The sequence below is a fragment of the Terrimonas alba genome (genome assembly GCF_042434975.1).
Taxonomy (GTDB): Bacteria; Bacteroidota; Bacteroidia; order Chitinophagales; family Chitinophagaceae; genus Terrimonas_B; species Terrimonas_B alba.
This window is the reverse complement of record NZ_JBHMQM010000005.1, coordinates 1-17,722: the sequence shown is the minus strand read 5'-3', so window position 1 is coordinate 17,722 and position 17,722 is coordinate 1. Positions and strand designations below refer to the sequence as shown.

Below are 17,722 nucleotides of genomic sequence, written 5' to 3'. Positions count from 1 at the left end.
TGGCGTCTTTTTTTATAGGAACTTTTCATTCCTGTTAATCCTGTCCAAATCTTGTAAATCGTGGTGCTAAATATTATAGATTATTTTTCAACTCTCGAGCAGAGACCTATGGAAAGGATGGCGATCCTTGTAGGAGGGTTGCTGTTATTCTGGATTATTGAAGGAGCCATCCCCTTGCTTCCGATGCGGTATAAAAAAAACAAGCTCAATCATGCCGTCGTTAATTTTGGCTTCACGGTTATTCATCTTATCATTCACACCCTGCTGGCTATACTGATCGTCAAACTATCCGATTGGTGCCTGCATGCGGGATTTGGTTTAGTATACTGGTTCAATGCAAATGTTTTAATGACCATCATTATCGGCGTATTAGCCCTGGACTTCAGCAGCTGGCTGGTGCATTTTGTGATGCACAAAACACCGCTGCTCTGGCGTTTTCATCTTATACATCATAGCGATAACAATGTGGATGTCACCACGGGCCTTCGCCATCACCCGGGTGACAGTTTACTGAGAGGTGTTTTTTTCCTGCTACTCATTTTCATCTCGGGTGCGCCCATGTACAGCGTTATGATCTATCAAACATTGGTAGTACTTTCCACTGCCTTCACCCATGCCAATATCAGTCTTCCAAAAAATGTGGACAAGGCATTAAGTTTTATATTGGTTTCACCCAACATGCATAAGGTACACCATCATTGGAAGCAGCCCTATACCGACAGCAACTATGGCGCTGTCTTCTCCATTTGGGACCGCTTGTTGGGAACATTTATGAAGCTTGATACAAAAGATATCCGGTATGGATTGGATCGCTATTATCCTAATGAAAAGGATGAAGATTTTTTTGCTTTGATGAAAAAGCCTTTTCAGAAGTTAGACGCCTGAATTATTCCTTCCTATTTTTGTTGGATGAAGTGTGTCGCCCTAATACCGGCAAGATATGCCGCCACCCGTTTCCCCGCCAAACTAATGCAAATACTTGGCAACAAAACGGTAATCCGTCACACCTACGATGCAACAGTTGCAACCAAACTGTTTGATGAAGTGATCGTGGTAACCGACAGTGATATAATTTTCAACGAGATTGTTGCGAATAATGGTAAAGCAGTAATGAGTAAAAAAGCACATGAAAGTGGCAGCGACCGGATCGCAGAAGCAATTGAAGAAATGGATGTAGAAGTGGTTATAAATGTGCAGGGCGATGAGCCGTTTATTCAAAAAGAACCGTTGGAAAAGTTGGTCCGTCTCTTCAATGATCCGTCGGTACAGGTTGGATCATTAATGAGAAAGATTACTTCCCCGGAAGAGCTGAATGCAAGCAGTTGTGTAAAAGTGGTAGTGAATAAAAATAGCGATGCACTCTATTTCAGCCGGAGTGTGATACCTTTTGCAGCTAATACCAGTATCGATGCTCCTTACTACCTGCACATTGGTGTGTATGGTTTTCGGAAAAAAGCTTTATTACAATTTACACAGTGGCCCGCCGCCAAACTGGAACAAGTTGAAAAACTGGAACAGCTCCGGTATCTTGAAAATGGCATGCCGATCCGAATGGCCGAAGTCGATTTTAAAAGTGTGGCCATTGATACACCGGAAGATTTACAAAGAGCTGAGATTTTGATTCAGCGGAGTTAGCAGTTCAGCTCACTCTGTATCAGTTTGGCTCGCCGGCGAAACTTGATTTCCTTGCTGAATCTCAGCTACTATAGTAGTGATGATCTTTTGAATACTATCCATACTGGCAAAATAATTATTTCCTTCTTCCTTGGTCGCTTTGATTAACAATAGAGTTTGTTGTAGCCGCTGATTAGAGTATTCATGCAGTTTAATTCGATAACTCTCCATGCCCTCGGAAAGATCAAACTTCTCTGCTTCTTCAAAAAGTGTTACACAATCGACCCAGTCGGGTAGAGCAGTCTTTTGCAGCTTCAAAAGATAGGTTTCTTTTGTTACGGTGTCAGATTTTTGCATCGCTTCAAGCGCCATTTCTTCAATAATCGTAAAATGTTCCAATGTTTTGGAAAACTTTTCACTATCATCCTTTTTGAATGATGCAGACTGACCCCTCAAAACGAATAAGCAGCAAAGCACAGTTGCAACAACTATTATAGAAGATTGATAACCGCTCACTGGTTGCTCTTTATTACGAAGCTGCGAATAATAAATGTATCCAATAACTAGGCCGCCAATTAAACCACCAATATGAGCTGCATTATCTACACCTGATTTTATACCATATACTAAATTATATACAACAAATACAGCTATACTTTGCAGAAGTTTTGTTCTTATTTGTTTTGGAATCAAATTGGTACTAAGTAGTGCCAGGAAAACTCCGTATAGACCAAAAATGGCTCCCGATGCACCAGCACTTGCTACCGGCGTTTCATGCCACCACAAACTGGCTAAGCTTGCGTACAAACCAGTACATAAATAGGCAACAATGAATTTTGTTTTACCAAGCATCGGCTCCAGGTAAATGCTGATCGAATACAAGGCGTACATGTTAAACAAAAGGTGAATAATGCCAATATGAACGAATACACAGGAGATAAGTCTCCACCAATCACCGGCATAAGTGTAAGGTGAAAAGTTTCCACCCCACTTTACAATATCTTCCCCTGTAGGATCTATAAGGCTGACCCCGCTTACAACCATGGCAATAAAAACCAGGACATTTATTGCAATTATACCGTAGGTAACATACAGATTTGATTTCGACAGGTTCATTACACTGTCAATCTCTTCGGTCAGTCGATTTTCCTCTTCCATAACGACCTTTGTCTCTTTTTTGAGCTGACTAATTCTATCCGTCCAATCATTGATCTGAGCCCCACCAACAGAAGACTGGACATTTTTAAAGGTTTGGGCAAAGTCCTCCAGGGCTTTTTTGTTTTTGCCAAAAATGTCAAATAATTCGTTGTTCACCATTTTACTGGAAACGGTCAGCTCATTATCCCTGGCGGCTATATTAATTTCAAGCCCTTTTTTATCCCATTTCCCGGGAGTATATGCCAACAGTATATTTTCACCAGCGTATTTAATCGTCCAGTTTAGTTGTTCAAGGGCGCCATAAGCTATCGCTGTCGATGTTGTTTCATCTAAACCCGCAACTGCTATCACCTTTATTTTCCCAGGCATAAAATCTTTTTTACAAGATGCACATAATTCCTGAAGATTAAAACGTTGTTGACTCAAAAACTCCGCAGTTTTTACCTCCTTATCTTTGCCCATTCCTTTTTGACCAAACCACTGCGAATGCATTTACTTAAAAAGCTGTATCAATATGTCCTGCTTTACCTGCGCACAAAGATCAGCCGGGTGCAATACATTATGATCGTTGCCACGCTGACGGGCCTGGCATCGGGACTTACAGCTGTATTACTCAAAACACTGGTTCATTACCTGCAACACTGGATAAAAGAAATTACTATCAACAAGTACGCTTACCTCGCTTTTCCGGTTCTCGGCTTGTTGGTCACGGTAATGATAGTGAAACTATTTTTTGGCGGCGATATTGAAAAAGGAATAGCAATGGTATTAAGGGCTATTGCGGGTAAATCGTCTTTTATTCCTTTGCGCCATACTTACCAGCATGTTGTTACCAGCTCATTCACGGTCGGGCTGGGCGGTTCTGCTGGGCTGGAATCACCCATCGTATCCACGGGTTCGGCGATAGGATCCAATATGGCCCGAATCAGCGACCTGAATTACAGGGAAAGAACATTATTAATTGGTTGCGGTGCTGCGGCTGGCATCGCCGCGGCTTTTAATGCCCCGGTTGCCGGAGTGATTTTCGCCATTGAAGTGTTATTGACCGATGCCGTTGTGGTTAGTTATTTTATTCCGCTTATCATTTCCTCTGTTGTAGGAGCTTTATGTTCCAAGATCATATTACAGGAATCTTCATTATTTAATTTTTTACTGAAAGAAAATTTTGATTACCACAATACACCTTTTTATGTTTTGCTCGGAGTACTGGCCGGTTTTACATCCCTTTATTATGCCCGTGTGTTCAAAGGATCTGAGAGAAAACTGCATCACTGGAAAATCAATCTTTATGGAAAAGCCGTTATCGGTGGTTTGATGCTGGTATGTCTTTATTTCTTTTTTCCGCCGTTGTTTGGAGAAGGATATGATGTAGTAAAACTGGTTGCCGGGGGCAATGCCGAACAACTTAATGATAACAACAAATTATTTGCCCTGCTCACTGAAAACTGGTCGCTGGTAATCTTTGCAGGGTTAATCGTTTTATTAAAACCCATTGCGGCGGCCATCACCATTGGCAGTGGGGGTAATGGCGGCAACTTCGCCCCATCTTTATTTTCCGGCGCCTTCCTGGGCTATTTTTTTTCAAAGCTTTTAAACAGTACGGGCTGGATCAAAATGCCGGAGGGAAATTTCAGCCTCGTAGGTATGGCCGGCGTTTTGAGTGGCGTGATGTATTGCCCTTTGTCGGCCATCTTTTTAATTGCAGAAATTACCAACGGATATGAACTATTTATCCCCCTGATGCTGGTATCATCTATTTCTTTTTTTATCGTCAAATCCTATGAGCCTTTCTCGATGGAAATAAAACAACTGGCATTGGAAGGGCAGGTCTTTACGCATAAAAAGGAAAAAAATATTTTAACCGCTATCAGCCTGGATGAAATGCTACAGGACCAGTTTGACATCATACCTGTCGACAAAAAACTACGGGACCTGGTTGAGCTGATCAAAAGAAGCGAGAAAAATATTTTCGCCGTATCGGATAGCAAAGGACGGTTTGCCGGTATCATTGAATTAAACGATATCAAACAAAAACTGTTTCAACCCGATTTGTTTGACAAAACTTCTATTCGCTCACTGGTAAAAAAACCTGCGGCCACCCTTTCAAATAAACAAAACATGAACGAAGTGATGGAAAAGTTTGACATCACGCAAAGTTGGTACCTCCCCGTGTTGGATGCTGAAAAAAAGTTCATCGGCTTTATTTCCAAGACAAAAGTGTTTAACAAATACCGGGAGATACTCGCCTCGCAGGGGGATTTGTATGAATAGAGCGAACCCGGAGTTGGCAGTAGAAAATAATAACAATCGTCCCAATTTCCTTTCTAACTGATCTTTTTCAACTGGTAACGATAAGCTTTATGCACCAGCCTGATTGGTTGTCCAATGGTCTCCGCATATACCTTGATAAAACTGGCGCCGAAATAAAGAATAAAAGAAGAATAAAAAACAAACAGGAGTATTAGTACAATAGAGCCGGAAGCTCCGTATAATGTACTGATATTACTATTGCGCATAAAATAAGACAAAAGCGATTTTCCAAAAGAGAAAAACACTCCTGTCAGCAATCCGCCAACAACGCAAACTTTCCATGAAGGACGCCCATCAGCCAGGTAGCGAAACAAAATAATAAACCAGAAAGTAATAACGACTGTACTTACGATCTCATTCAAAGCACTTTTAAAATAAGGGCCGGCAGCCGGCCATATTTTTGACAGGTATTGACCCGAAAGAATTTGAAAGCCATCCAAAAAGATACTGGCCAGGAATAGTAAACCGGCCACGATGATAATTGATAATGATCTTGCCCGGAGCTTCAGTTTAAACAGGATGCCAGGTTTGTCTTTTACGCCAATGTCCCATATATCGTTGAGGGAGTTTTTGATAACCGAGAAAAGGGTTGTAGCGATAAATACCAGGAATAAAAAACCTCCAACCGTTAAAAACCAGTTACTGGCCAGTGTACGAAAGCCCCTTGTTGTTTCTCTTATTTGTAAGGCACTGGCCCTGCCAAGTGTGTCGGTTAATATCTGCATCATTTCCGTTGCAACCAGCCTCTTGTTAAGAAATAAGCTGAACAGTTGAAATAGTATAATAAAAATAGGCGGCAGGGCGAAAGTGGTGAAAAAAGCGGTTGCGCCGGCGAGACGTAACGGATCATTTCTTTTTGTTTCAGCAAAGGATTTTCGCAACAGTCTTCCCAATACCACTATGTTACGATCGCCTTGTTGTTTTTTTTGTTCACGCATATTGGGTTCAACCTCTTAATCTTTTATAAATGTAATCTTTAGCCATAACAAAATTTCAAGCCAATATGCATCGTTTAAAAATAAGGCATGGTTTTTCTTTGCCTATATTTATTTACCTTTCTTTTATGAACGTCAAGCTCAAACCGGAGAAATATTTACGTTACCTCTATTTGCCAAATCTCTTTGGGACGCAGCGTACCAAAGAAATTCTGTCGGTAAATCCAACTATTATCCCGCAGAGAGAAGAGGCAAAGGAAGTATTGGTGTATGCCTTCGATTATGACGGCCAAACCATTGAAGAAAAAAAACTCAGTTGTGTACAGGATGCTTTTTATTTTAAAAACAGCAACCGCATCAGCTGGATCAATATTGACGGCTTGCGCAAAGCTGACGTAGAAGCTATCAGTACGCATTTTGGCATACACCCTTTGTTGATCGAAGATATTCTTAGCATCAACCAGCGGCCAAAGATGGATGAGGTAGAAGGCGTTTTGTTTTGCCTGCTGAATATGCTTTACTACAACAATACCAAGCAAACAGTAGAGCAGGAGCAAATCAGCATTGTATTGGGAAAAGATTTTGTCATCACGTTCCAGGAAGATGCCAGGCGGGATGTTTTTAATCCTTTGCGGGATCGTTTGAAAATAAACAATAGCAAAGCACGGCAGCGGAGCGCCGACTATCTCTGCTATACCATGCTCGACCTGATTGTCGACAATTATTTTCTGGTGATGGAAAAATTAGGGGATCGCATTGAGCTGCTGGAGGAAGAAGTAATTCGTAATAGTAATAAGCGGTCGCTGGCGAGGATCAACCAACTGCGAAAAGAATTGATTGTTCTGAAAAGAAATACGGTTCCGGTGCGGGATCTTATTGGTGGCATCCTGCGCAGCGAAAGTGATTTATTGGACGACCGCAACACCAAATACTTCAAGGATATTTATGATCATATTGTACAGGCCATCGATCTGAGCGACAACTACCGGGATATTATGGTGAGCATGCAGGACCTGTATATCAACAACGTAAACCTGAAGATGAACGAAGTGATGAAAGTAATGGCCATTGTAACCTGCTTACTGGCGCCTGCTACAGTTATCGGCGGCATTTTCGGGATGAACTTTGATGCCATTCCTTACCTGCACAATCAATATGGTTTTTGGATCGCCGTTTGTATCATGCTGATCATCCCGATATGGATGGTATATATGTTTAGGAAGCGGGGGTGGTTTTGACCACAGATTAATAAGATTAAATGATTTGAATGAATGGCCACTGCCGGGTACAAATTTGCCGATATTACTGAAAAGATCATTGGTTGCAGCATGCGGGTTCACCAAAAAATGCGCAATGGCTACCCAGAGCTTATTTATCACCGGTGTTTATGCATCGAGCTTAAAAAGGCTGAATTAAAATTTTCAAACGAAATCGAATTGCCCGTCTTTTATGATAATATTGAAGTCGGCAAAAGAAGAGCTGATTTTCTGGTAGAACAGAAAGTTGTGGTTGAAATCAAAGCTGTTTCTGAATTAACGGATGCTCATCTTGCGCAAGCATTAAATTATCTCGAAGCACTTAATCTTGAAATTGGTCTGCTAATCAATTTTGGCGGGAAAAGCCTTGAATTCAGAAGACAGATCAATAACAAAAAACTGTAGCCTTTCTTTATAATCATTCAATCTGCGTCATCGCGGTTTTTTATACACCGGCACAGTGCTGCAAGGTTCGCCGTACATAATACTTTTGGCAACGGGCCTCAGCAATTTTGTAAGCTCGAGGTAAACAAAATCACCAATCGGTATGTCACCGCATCCTTTTATGACAACCCGCTTGTCGTCAAAATCATGGGCATTAATTTGTGCGATATTTTTTAGAAATAACTGGCGATGCAATTCCTGTTCATCACCCATCACAATTTCTTTAGCTACCGGTTGCAGGTTGGAAGCTACCAGCATATAAGCCCAAACCGGTATGATGGCATCTGCAGAACAGGTAACCGCTACATTCCTGTTCCTGTATTGTTCCCAATCCATATTTTTCAGCGTCTCCCGAAAATCTTTTTCCTTCAGGATCAGGCCCATGAATAAATGATCTTTCAGATCAAATACCACTGTTTCTCCCGCGGGAATATAGCTGGCAGGATCCACGGTGATAATTCCGCTTTCTGCTACTTTATTGACAAGTTGTTCGGCCATAATTTATTGTTTCGTCTCAGATACAAAGATAATAACACTCAGCGGCGGCTGTTGTTTAGCTGAATGGCTGTTTACGTGGGCTCTTCGTCAAGCCTGTGTGCCGGCCTTTGTTGGCTCAGGGCCAAAAACAAACAGTCCCGAAGCTTCGTTCGGGACTGTTACAGTTGGTTTGGGTTATGTAAACTTAATAAATCTTGCTCCGGTTGTCTTTGATATCAGCAGCTTCCATCAATACCTGTTGCGGATAACCCCCTCTCATTTTCGCCTGCTGGTATCTTGATTTTCTTTGTTCTGCTACATTGGCGTCGGCAATAGCCGTAGCGGAAACACTGTTTACTCTTACTACATACACACCGCTTGTTCCCTCGATCGCTTGCGGTACTACTTTTCCTTTGTTGGCAGGATTGAAAGCAGCGCCGATCACTTTTGGTTCTGAAGCAACCAGTGAGGCTTGTGTTCCGCTCATTCTCACACTGTCTGCTGTTTCAATAGTAGCGCCGCCTAACTTAGCAGCAGCATCTTCAAGGCTGGTAATAGCACCCAGTTTCTTTTGGATCTGTTCTGCTTTTTTATGATTACGCAATAATGGTTCTACCAACGGTCTTGCTTTGGCTGCACTTTGGGTTCCTTTTTTATTCACCTCTGTTACCAATGCTACCACATAGTTTTCACCTACTCTTTCAGGTTGCAATACTTCACCCAGCTTTGCATCATAAATACTTTTTACAAACTGTCTTGACACACCTAGTCCTATTACCTGGTAAGCATTGGGAGTGATCTCTGTGGCAAACGCTTTATTAATGCCTTTTGCTTTTAGTTTTTCGGCATTCGCATCAAATGATTTTTGATCACGGCTATCACCGGCAAATAAGGTGGCGGCATTGCTGGCAGCGGCATCCGTTTCCTGGCTGGCTTCTATCGGCAAAGCGAGATAAGCGATTTTATACGCAGGAGATCCACCTTTTTGTGAAAGGATCTCGATGTAGTGATAACCAAACTCTGTTTTCACCACACCTTTTGTGCCCACAGGATTACCAAAAATAAAATCGTTGAACCCGGGAACCATTCCACCTGCCGTGACATTTTCATATACGCCGCCTTTGTCTTTGCTTCCGGGATCGTCAGAAACTTTTGCTGCTACTGTATCGAAAATTGAACCCGACGCAATAGCGGTCTGGATACTATCAATTAATTTTTTTGCTGTTGCTGAATCTCTGACAGGAATAGTTTGCCCGCTTTGCGGATCACGTTGTATGGTTGCAACCAGGATGTGGCGCAGTTTTACCGTATCAGGTTGTGTTCTTACTCCTACCAATTTTGCTAACGAAAAAGAACCACCATCTATATAAGGGCCATACACCGTGCCCACAGGTATTTTAAAGATTGAATCTTTAACCGGTATCTGGATGTTCTTACCGTTGATGTAGCCATCGTAATAATTTCTTACTCCCTGGTTTTCCAAAAACTGTTTCAGGTCTTTTGTACTATCCAATTCAGGTTTCAACGCCAGTAATCTGTCTCTTGTTGCATTGGTATCAGCCGCGGTTGGCAAAGCACTAAAGGCAACATAAGAAATGCTGCGATTCTCTTCCTGCTTAAATTCTTTTTTGTGTTTATCGATATAATCCTGGATTTCGCTATCACTGATCCTGATGCTGCTATCAGGAATGCTGGTATAGAATTGTCTTGCGAAAGAGATATTGGCCAACTGGCTGTTATCTGCATTTTGTTTTTCAACCAGCCATTTGGGGAAATTGGTACTATTCGTAAGCAATGAATTGTATTTTTCATTCAACCGCATAAACTCCAGTTGATCAACATAGCTGTTGAAGCCGGCTTTTTGTTCGGCAGAAACCTGTTTGCTTTTCAGCATCTGGTCTATCTGTTGTTTGGCCAATTGGGGATTATAAACACCTGTCTTAGGGTCGGTGAATTGTTGTTTCAGATCCTGTGGTGCATTTTCACCATATAAAATATCACCTAATTCTTTTTTGCCGATCTGCATGCCAAGTTTATCCAGCTCGGTTGTCATTACGATACGGCCAAGCTCCTGGTTCCAGGCATTATCAATTGCCATTTGACGGGTAGTAGCGCCGGAAGGATAGCCTTGTTGTTCCATGCTGGCTTCCTGCTGATCGATTTTTTTGCTGAAAGCGATCGCATCTATTTTTTCTCCATTGATGCTACCGATATTGGTAACATTTCCTCGGAACAAAGTTCCTCCGTTTTCAAAGGCAAGCATAACGACAAACGTAAGCAAGGCTACAGCAATGATAACAGCCATGAGTTTTGCATACTTGTCCTGGATCTTCTGAATAACTGACATATTAAATAACAGGGTTTAAAAAGGGAGGCAAAAATAGGGTAAAACCCCCAAACCCCCTATAGGGGGCTATGAGCTGATTTCAAAATTTAAAAATCCACCTTTTCAGGATCTTAGTGGGCCGCCTTCAGAGCTCGGGTTTTTTTAGGGTGAACGAGTTTCATTTCCTTCACTAATTGGCTGGCTCCGGCATATTTATCAATGATAAACAGGACATAGCGGATATCCACCATGATATTGCGGCAAATGGAAGGGTCATAATTGATATCACTCATGGTGCCTTCCCATACCCGGTCAAAATTGAGACCGATCAAGTTGCCATAAGCATCCAGGGCGGGACTGCCTGAGTTGCCGCCGGTAGTATGATTGGCTGCAATAAAACAAACGGGCATCCGGCCATTTTTTCCGTATTGACCAAAATCTTTTTTTTGATAGAGTTCTCTTAGTTTTTCGGGCACATCAAACTCATAGTCGCCGGGTTTATATTTTTCCATCAAGCCATCCATATAGCTATAATAATCATACTTCACCGCATCACGGGCATTATAACCTTTTACATTACCATAGGTGACCCGGAGCGTACTATTGGCATCAGGGTAGAATTTCCTTTCTTTCATCACCTCCATCTGCGCTTGCATATATGTTCGCTGCAGTTGATTGATCCGGTTTTGAATTTCATTAAGCCTGGCTGCTACTTTTTCATTATACGTTTTGCTCATATCCAGGTATAATAAAAAAGCTGAATCTTTTTTTATCGCCGCAAGAGCAGTTTTGGGATCAGTGGCTAAAAGATGGCTTTTGACTTTGTCTGCAGACGACAGGTCTGATATAGTATAACACAGGACTTCTAATACCGTGATGCCAGGGTCATGACTGTTTTGATCGGTCCAGCCATTTTTTGCAATGGGTGCTATATACTCAGCCGGCTGATCTTTGACATACATTTCCATCAAACTACGGAACAGGCGGCGGTCCACTTCTGCATTGTACTCGCTATAGATATCATTCAGCTTTACTTTTACTTTTTCCAATTGTTCGGAAAAACCTTTTTCACCATTTTGTTCATAGGCTTTCACCAATGAATTTAGCTGTGATGCGATAGCCAGCAATTCAATCTTACTGGTGATTTCCAAATAATAATCTCTGGCCAGCCCGTAGGGTTTCAATTCTGCATAAGCCGCATTCAAATCATGCAGTATAGTTCCATATTTTTCTTTCCACTGCGGGTTAGCCTGTACTCTTTTTTGAAATTGAGCTTCATAGTTCTTCTTCTTATCCACGCCATTGGTTCTTTTCAGTCCCAATATTTCGCCCTGCCATTTCTTCCAGGCATTGCTGATCGACGCATACTTAGCGGCATACTGAATTTTTATTTGTTCATCCTTGCGCATATAACTGTCGATAACCGCCAACGCCTTGTCACGAATGGCAATCTTTGCCGGATCATTTACATCCACTATTTGTTGTACGGCAGTTGAAGGAAGGTATTCCGTGGTTTTACCGGGAAAACCAAATACCATGGTAAAATCATTTTCCGCTACGCCATCCAACGATATAGATAAAGCTTTTTTGGGAACATAAGGCACATTACCGGGTGAATAAGCGGCCGGCTTATTATCTTTTCCGGCATAAATGCGAAATAGGGAAAAGTCACCGGTATGGCGTGGCCACATCCAGTTGTCCGTATCTTTTCCAAAATTGCCGATGGAAGATGGCGGCGCTCCTACCAGCCGGACATCATTATAGGTTTCTGTGACAAACAAAAAATACTGGTTGCCTTCAAAAAAAGGTTTGATAAAGGAAGATTGATAGCTTTCTTTTTTTACACTGCTATTGAGTTGCTGCGCATTTTTATCAATTACCGATTGTCTTTCCGCTTCCGTCATCCCGGCAGTTACTCCGTTCAGCACCTGTTTGCTGACATCATCAATACGCACAATAAACGTGACATAGAGCGTTGGGTTGGGCAATTCTTCCGCGTTGGTTTGGGCCCAAAAACCATCCCTTATATAATTATGATCAAGCGTAGAATGATTTTGCACTGCATCAAACCCGCAATGATGATTGGTTAACACGAGACCTTTGGCCGAGATCACTTCACCGGTACAAAAACCACCAAAACTGACGATGGCATCCTTCAGGCTTCCTTTATTAATATCATAAATATCTTTGGCGCTGATCTTCATCCCCATACTCTTCATCTCTTTTTCATTCAGCTTTTCCAGCAGCAAGGGCAGCCACATTCCTTCGCCCGCTTTGACGCTGGATATAATACATAATAAGAAAGAAAGGACCAGTAGTTTTAGATAGTTCATATGGCAAATTATTTTTAAATGGCTAAAATTAACAGATTTTGCCTGCTTGCTTTTTGTGCAGTGACTGGTTTTGATTGATGGTATTAGATTATTTGTTTATACCGTAACCGCTTTTTACCCCCATTAGCCTGTTGATATCCGGGTAAGAATGTGAATAATGCGTTGTGAAACGTTGATATGAAATAGAATTCTTTGCCGCTAAAATTTGAACAGTTCCAAAATTTAGTTCTTTTGGTTGGCTGACTGCCAGTTGTTCTATCAATATCCACACGAACATTTACGATCAAGGCGATGTTATTTTTCCCATTGCTGTTTTCACATGATTGTGGATAGCGTTGCCAAATCCGCTACCAGTGATGAACCATTATGTGGATTACGGTGTTTAAAATGTGAATATTGGAAAAACAATAATTTTGTAAAAGTTCTTTTCCACTAATTCACAGCCGTAATAGTAATAGGTTTTTTTATAAAAATTGTATTAATACATTTATTATAATACAGGGGAGGGCTGTGAAAATTGTTTTTGAAAAATTGAAAAAGCTGGTGGAATATTGCTCCCTCGTTTTGAATTTATCGGAAATCGGTTTCGCTCAGCACCAAAATTTTTAAAGTGATGAACACAGACACACTCGCCATAGCCAGGGCAAATGTTGATAAACGCGGGTTCCTTGACATAGACCTGGATCCGACGCTTGACCTGTTTGCAGAAATTGAGCGGTTGAAGAAAGAAAAAAATGCGGTGGTGCTGGCGCATTACTACCAGGAGCCGGATATCCAGGATGTGGCGGATTATATCGGCGATAGCCTGGGGCTGGCACAGCAGGCGGAAAAGACAACGGCGGATATGATCGTGTTTGCCGGTGTGCACTTTATGGCGGAGACCGCCAAAATTCTGAATCCCACCAAAAAAGTGGTGATACCGGATCTGAAAGCCGGTTGTTCACTCAGCGACAGTTGCCCGCCACCCTTGTTTAAAAAATTCAAAGAGCAGCATCCCGATCATGTGGTGGTGAGCTATATCAACTGCAGCGCCGGCATCAAAGCATTGAGTGATGTGATTGTTACCAGCAGCAATGCGAAAATAATTGTGGAGAGTTTTCCAAAAGATCAGAAGATCATTTTTGCACCCGATAAAAACCTGGGCGGCTATATCAACAAGGTCACCGGCCGTAATATGTTGTTGTGGAACGGCGCCTGCATGGTGCATGAAATATTCAGCCTGGAAAAGATAACCAAGCTGAAGGTAAAACATCCCAATGCCAAATTCATTGCACACCCTGAATGTGAAGAACCGGTGTTGCGTATTGCTGACTATATCGGGTCAACCACGGGTTTATTGAAATACACCCAAACGGATCCTTCCAACGAATATATTGTGGCTACCGAAACCGGTATCCTCCACCAGATGATGAAGGCTTCACCGCACAAAACATTTATTCCCGCTCCCCCCAACAACAGTTGCGCCTGCAACGACTGCCCGCACATGAAACTAAACTCACTGGAAAAATTATATCTCTGCATGGAATATGAAACGCCGGAGATCACCATGGAAGAAGAGTTGCGGCTGGCAGCTAAAAAACCAATTGACAGGATGCTGGAGATCAGTGCGAAGGCGGGGTTGTAGAGGAGAGGAAGCATTGAAGGAGAAGTTAAAACATATAGATTGAACGCTTTTACCCTGCCTTAGCCGTGCTTTATCCTACCAGGATCCTGACTCAAACTCCCAGACAAATGAACAGCCCGGGGACCTACCATAGAAATAGTACCGTGTTAATATGTTTTGACGGCGTGATTGAATTTTGTATTCTTATGCCCGCGTAAAGGCCGTTTGAGTGGAAAATATTATTTCTCCTTCTTTTGATTCTATCAGGTTTATTTCGGCTGGAACTGGTTTTGTTTTCCACGGAAGAAATATAAGGCGCTTCAGAGAGATGCGTGGCCTCAAGCAGGAGGGCCTAGCCATAGAGTTGGGAGAAGACTGGAGCCAAAAGAAAATCTCGCTTCTGGAGTCGAAGGAGGAAATAGATCCTGAAACTTTAAAACAGGTAGCCGATGTATTGAAGGTGCCGGTGGAGGCTATTACAAATATGGATGAGGATGGTGCAATAAACATAATTGCAACAACATTTAATAGTCACGAAATTCATTTGGCTATAAATGCAGTTTTTACATAAATCCTGTTGATAAATGGATGGAAGCTAATAATGACTTAAGAAGTTTCCCCACCGCAGGATAGTTGGTGAGAAACACTAACCCTGGCATAAAATTTTAAAGCTTATGAGATTATTTTTATTGACTGCCTTACTTTTCATTGCCTTCAACATTTTTGCTCAACCTGTTGCAGAACTCTTAGAACAGGGTGAACAATTAAGAACGAATAAAAAATATGACGAAGCTCTGGCTATTTATAACAGGATTGTCAGTGCTGATACTACCAATTACCAGGGTTTTGTACAAAGAGGTTTTCTTTTTAACGAGATGGATGAAATGGAAAAATCTTACGATGATTATAGCAAGGCAATAACCATATATCCTGACTCAGCCTTAGCCTATCATTACCGGGCAATTCTCTTGTTTAGATTAATGTACACTGACGAGGCTATATATGATAACACCAGGGCCATAGAACTGGCAGTTGATGATAGTATGCGGATGATATGTTTTGCTAACAGGGGTAATGCAAAACAACAAAAAAGAGATTTCCAGGGGGCTTACGAGGATTATTCAAAAGCCTATTTCATAAATTCTGGCAATATGGGTATTTTAAACAATATGGCCACATCATTAGATGAATTGGGACGAAGAGACGAAGCTATAGTCTTTTTTAAAAAGATCATAGCCATTGATTCTTCTTTTATCGGGCCATATGTGAATATCGGATTTCAATATACGCAGCTGGGAAAATACAAAGAGGCTATAACCTATTTTGATAAAGCCTTGCTAATTGAAAAAGATGAACCTCTTACTTTGAATAACCGCGGCCTGGCAAAATATCATTTAAAAGACTTCCAGGGAGCATTACTGGATATTAATTTATCTATCGGAAAATATCCGGGCAATGCATACGCATATAAGAACAGGGCTCTTGTTTATATTGCACAAAGTAAAATTGAGAATGCCTGTAAAGACCTGGAGGAAGCCCAAAAACTGGAATTTACAAAGCAGTATGGTGAGGAGGTAAATGAGTTGCAAAAGAAATATTGTTCAAAGAACGATAAAAAGAAATAGCAATGATTGGCATTGTAATTCTTTAATTCAGTTTTGACAATAAGATTCGTGATATGAGGCAGCTCGTTCAGCAGCCGTAACGGGGCGATGGAAGAAAATAAAAAGCTCTATGAAAGATTATTACAAAGCGAGAGAGAAAATGTAGCATTGCTTGAAAAAATGCTGGCAAACAAAGAATAATTTTCCAGAACTATAATCATTCAAGTCAGCTTTTCAATTTTCCCATACATTTTGTAAATTCAGGTATGCCGCCCGCCATTAACCTGAAACCTCTTTACCACCGCCAAATGGAATGTATTGGCTTGTATTATGCCAATAACTCTGCACTAAATAATATGGTAAAGAAGATAGCGGGTATAAAATGGAGTCAGACCAAGCGATGCTGGTACCTGCCATTAAGCAGAGAGAATTACAATAAGATACATTTGTCATTGCAGGGAGCTGCGCAAATAGCTAACGATGAGTTGAAACATTACCTGGAAAAAAGAAAATCTATACAAGCCACGGCAGCTTCATCAGTAAAAAAGCCCAATACTAAACTACCCGCACCTATTTCTTCGCCTGTATGGGGACTTAGCGAAAATAACCTGCAGGCATTGGAGAAATTCATTGAGCAATTAAAACTAAAATCTTATAGTCCTTCGACCATCACTACTTACCGCAATGAATTTTTACAATTATTACAGCTGGTGAATAAAAAAAACGTAGCGGAATTAAGTGTTGATGAATTGCGCAGGTATTTTGTGTACTGCCATGATAAGCTACAGTTGAGCGAAAATACTTTACATAGTCGTATCAATGCCATCAAATTTTATTTTGAGCAGGTATTGAACCGGGAAAAGTTTTTTTGGGAAATACCGAGACCGAAGAAGCCCATCCTGTTGCCAAAAGTTATGGGGGAACAGGAGTTACGGCGCCTGTTTGCAGCTGTAAGCAATATAAAACATAAAGCGATCTTATTTACAGCCTACAGTGCTGGTTTGCGTGTAAGCGAGGTGGTGAATTTGAAAATAAAAGATATTGACAGCGACCGGATGCAAATATTTATAACCAGGGCCAAAGGAAAAAAAGATCGGTATGTAATGCTAAGCCCAATGGTGCTGGATATTTTGCGCTCATATTTAAAAAGCTGCCGGCCCAGGCCCGTGAAATATTTGTTTGAAGGACAACAGCCAGGTACTGCCTACAGCATAAAGAGTGCGCAAAAAATCTTTCAGTTAGCAAGGGTGAAGGCGGGCATATCCAAACAAACGAGTTTTCATAGCCTGCGTCATAGTTTTGCGACACATCTGCTGGAAAAAGGAGTGGATGTGCGGTATATTAAGGATCTGCTGGGGCATTTCAGTATTAAAACCACGGAGATATATCTTCATGTAAAAAAAGAGCAGTTGATCAATATTGTAAGCCCTCTTGACGGGCTGTGGGAAAATGGGAGGAACGATATATTATAAAAATAGATAATTGTCATTTGTATACCTCACAATATAAAAAAGCGAATTGTTAACTAATGATAATCAAGGCGGCCAAAAATTTGGATAGTTCGTATTATATACCAATCTTAGTGTAAGGTGCAATAAATTGAGAACCCGTGAATTCAAAAATCTTTTTAATTCTGCTTTCCATCTTTCTTGTTCAGGTTTC

The 17,722-nt window shown here is 41.3% G+C and carries 14 protein-coding genes; 9 read left to right on the top strand and 5 right to left on the bottom strand.

Annotated elements, in window-relative coordinates; genetic code table 11:
* The first annotated feature begins 60 nt into the window (after positions 1–60).
* Positions 61–885: a sterol desaturase family protein gene (locus tag ACFEL9_RS14920; protein WP_385891537.1), complete on the top strand. Its 825-nt coding sequence runs from the start codon at positions 61–63 to the stop codon at positions 883–885.
* A gap of 24 nt (positions 886–909) precedes the next feature.
* Positions 910–1,635 carry a 3-deoxy-manno-octulosonate cytidylyltransferase gene (gene kdsB, locus ACFEL9_RS14915; RefSeq protein ID WP_385891534.1) on the top strand — a complete coding sequence of 242 codons (726 nt, stop codon included), beginning with the start codon at positions 910–912 and terminating at the stop codon, positions 1,633–1,635.
* A 9-nt stretch (positions 1,636–1,644) separates the two neighbouring features.
* On the opposite strand, the gene ACFEL9_RS14910 is transcribed toward kdsB, so the two are convergent.
* A complete protein-coding gene (locus tag ACFEL9_RS14910; protein WP_385891532.1) occupies positions 1,645–3,141 on the bottom strand; it encodes a rhomboid family intramembrane serine protease in 1,497 nt (498 codons plus the stop codon).
* A 117-nt stretch (positions 3,142–3,258) separates the two neighbouring features.
* On the opposite strand from ACFEL9_RS14910, the gene ACFEL9_RS14905 reads away from it, so the two are divergent.
* Positions 3,259–5,043: a chloride channel protein gene (locus ACFEL9_RS14905; protein ID WP_385891529.1), complete on the top strand. Its 1,785-nt coding sequence runs from the start codon at positions 3,259–3,261 to the stop codon at positions 5,041–5,043.
* Positions 5,044–5,096: 53 nt separating this feature from the next.
* Here the strand turns inward: ACFEL9_RS14905 and ACFEL9_RS14900 are convergent, their stop codons facing one another.
* The gene (locus tag ACFEL9_RS14900; protein ID WP_385891527.1) at positions 5,097–6,020 is read right to left on the bottom strand and encodes a YihY/virulence factor BrkB family protein; all 924 of its coding nucleotides are present in this window, start codon (positions 6,018–6,020) and stop codon (positions 5,097–5,099) included.
* Between the two features lie 125 nt (positions 6,021–6,145).
* On the opposite strand from ACFEL9_RS14900, the gene corA reads away from it, so the two are divergent.
* Complete coding sequence (corA, locus tag ACFEL9_RS14895) at positions 6,146–7,255, top strand: magnesium/cobalt transporter CorA (RefSeq protein ID WP_385891524.1); 1,110 nt, start codon at positions 6,146–6,148, stop codon at positions 7,253–7,255.
* A 33-nt stretch (positions 7,256–7,288) separates the two neighbouring features.
* Positions 7,289–7,678 (top strand): GxxExxY protein, encoded by a 390-nt coding sequence (locus ACFEL9_RS14890; protein WP_385891522.1) that lies wholly within the window; start codon positions 7,289–7,291, stop codon positions 7,676–7,678.
* A gap of 27 nt (positions 7,679–7,705) precedes the next feature.
* On the opposite strand, the gene ACFEL9_RS14885 is transcribed toward ACFEL9_RS14890, so the two are convergent.
* The 3 genes from ACFEL9_RS14885 to ACFEL9_RS14875 all read right to left on the bottom strand — a co-directional run bounded on the left by ACFEL9_RS14885 (position 7,706) and on the right by ACFEL9_RS14875 (position 12,853).
* Positions 7,706–8,215, bottom strand: a complete 510-nt coding sequence (locus ACFEL9_RS14885; RefSeq protein ID WP_385891520.1) for a DUF2480 family protein — start codon at positions 8,213–8,215, stop codon at positions 7,706–7,708.
* A gap of 184 nt (positions 8,216–8,399) precedes the next feature.
* Complete coding sequence (locus ACFEL9_RS14880) at positions 8,400–10,541, bottom strand: peptidylprolyl isomerase (protein ID WP_385891517.1); 2,142 nt, start codon at positions 10,539–10,541, stop codon at positions 8,400–8,402.
* Between the two features lie 110 nt (positions 10,542–10,651).
* Positions 10,652–12,853, bottom strand: a complete 2,202-nt coding sequence (locus ACFEL9_RS14875; protein WP_385891515.1) for a S46 family peptidase — start codon at positions 12,851–12,853, stop codon at positions 10,652–10,654.
* A gap of 613 nt (positions 12,854–13,466) precedes the next feature.
* On the opposite strand from ACFEL9_RS14875, the gene nadA reads away from it, so the two are divergent.
* From nadA to ACFEL9_RS14855, 4 genes are all read left to right on the top strand, one after another.
* Complete coding sequence (nadA, locus tag ACFEL9_RS14870) at positions 13,467–14,477, top strand: quinolinate synthase NadA (protein WP_385891512.1); 1,011 nt, start codon at positions 13,467–13,469, stop codon at positions 14,475–14,477.
* Positions 14,478–14,685: 208 nt separating this feature from the next.
* Positions 14,686–15,027: a helix-turn-helix domain-containing protein gene (locus tag ACFEL9_RS14865; RefSeq protein WP_385891510.1), complete on the top strand. Its 342-nt coding sequence runs from the start codon at positions 14,686–14,688 to the stop codon at positions 15,025–15,027.
* A 103-nt stretch (positions 15,028–15,130) separates the two neighbouring features.
* Positions 15,131–16,081, top strand: coding sequence for a tetratricopeptide repeat protein (locus ACFEL9_RS14860; RefSeq protein WP_385891507.1), 951 nt, complete (start codon positions 15,131–15,133; stop codon positions 16,079–16,081).
* A 245-nt stretch (positions 16,082–16,326) separates the two neighbouring features.
* Positions 16,327–17,532 carry a tyrosine-type recombinase/integrase gene (locus ACFEL9_RS14855; protein WP_385891504.1) on the top strand — a complete coding sequence of 402 codons (1,206 nt, stop codon included), beginning with the start codon at positions 16,327–16,329 and terminating at the stop codon, positions 17,530–17,532.
* The last annotated feature ends 190 nt before the right edge of the window (positions 17,533–17,722 follow it).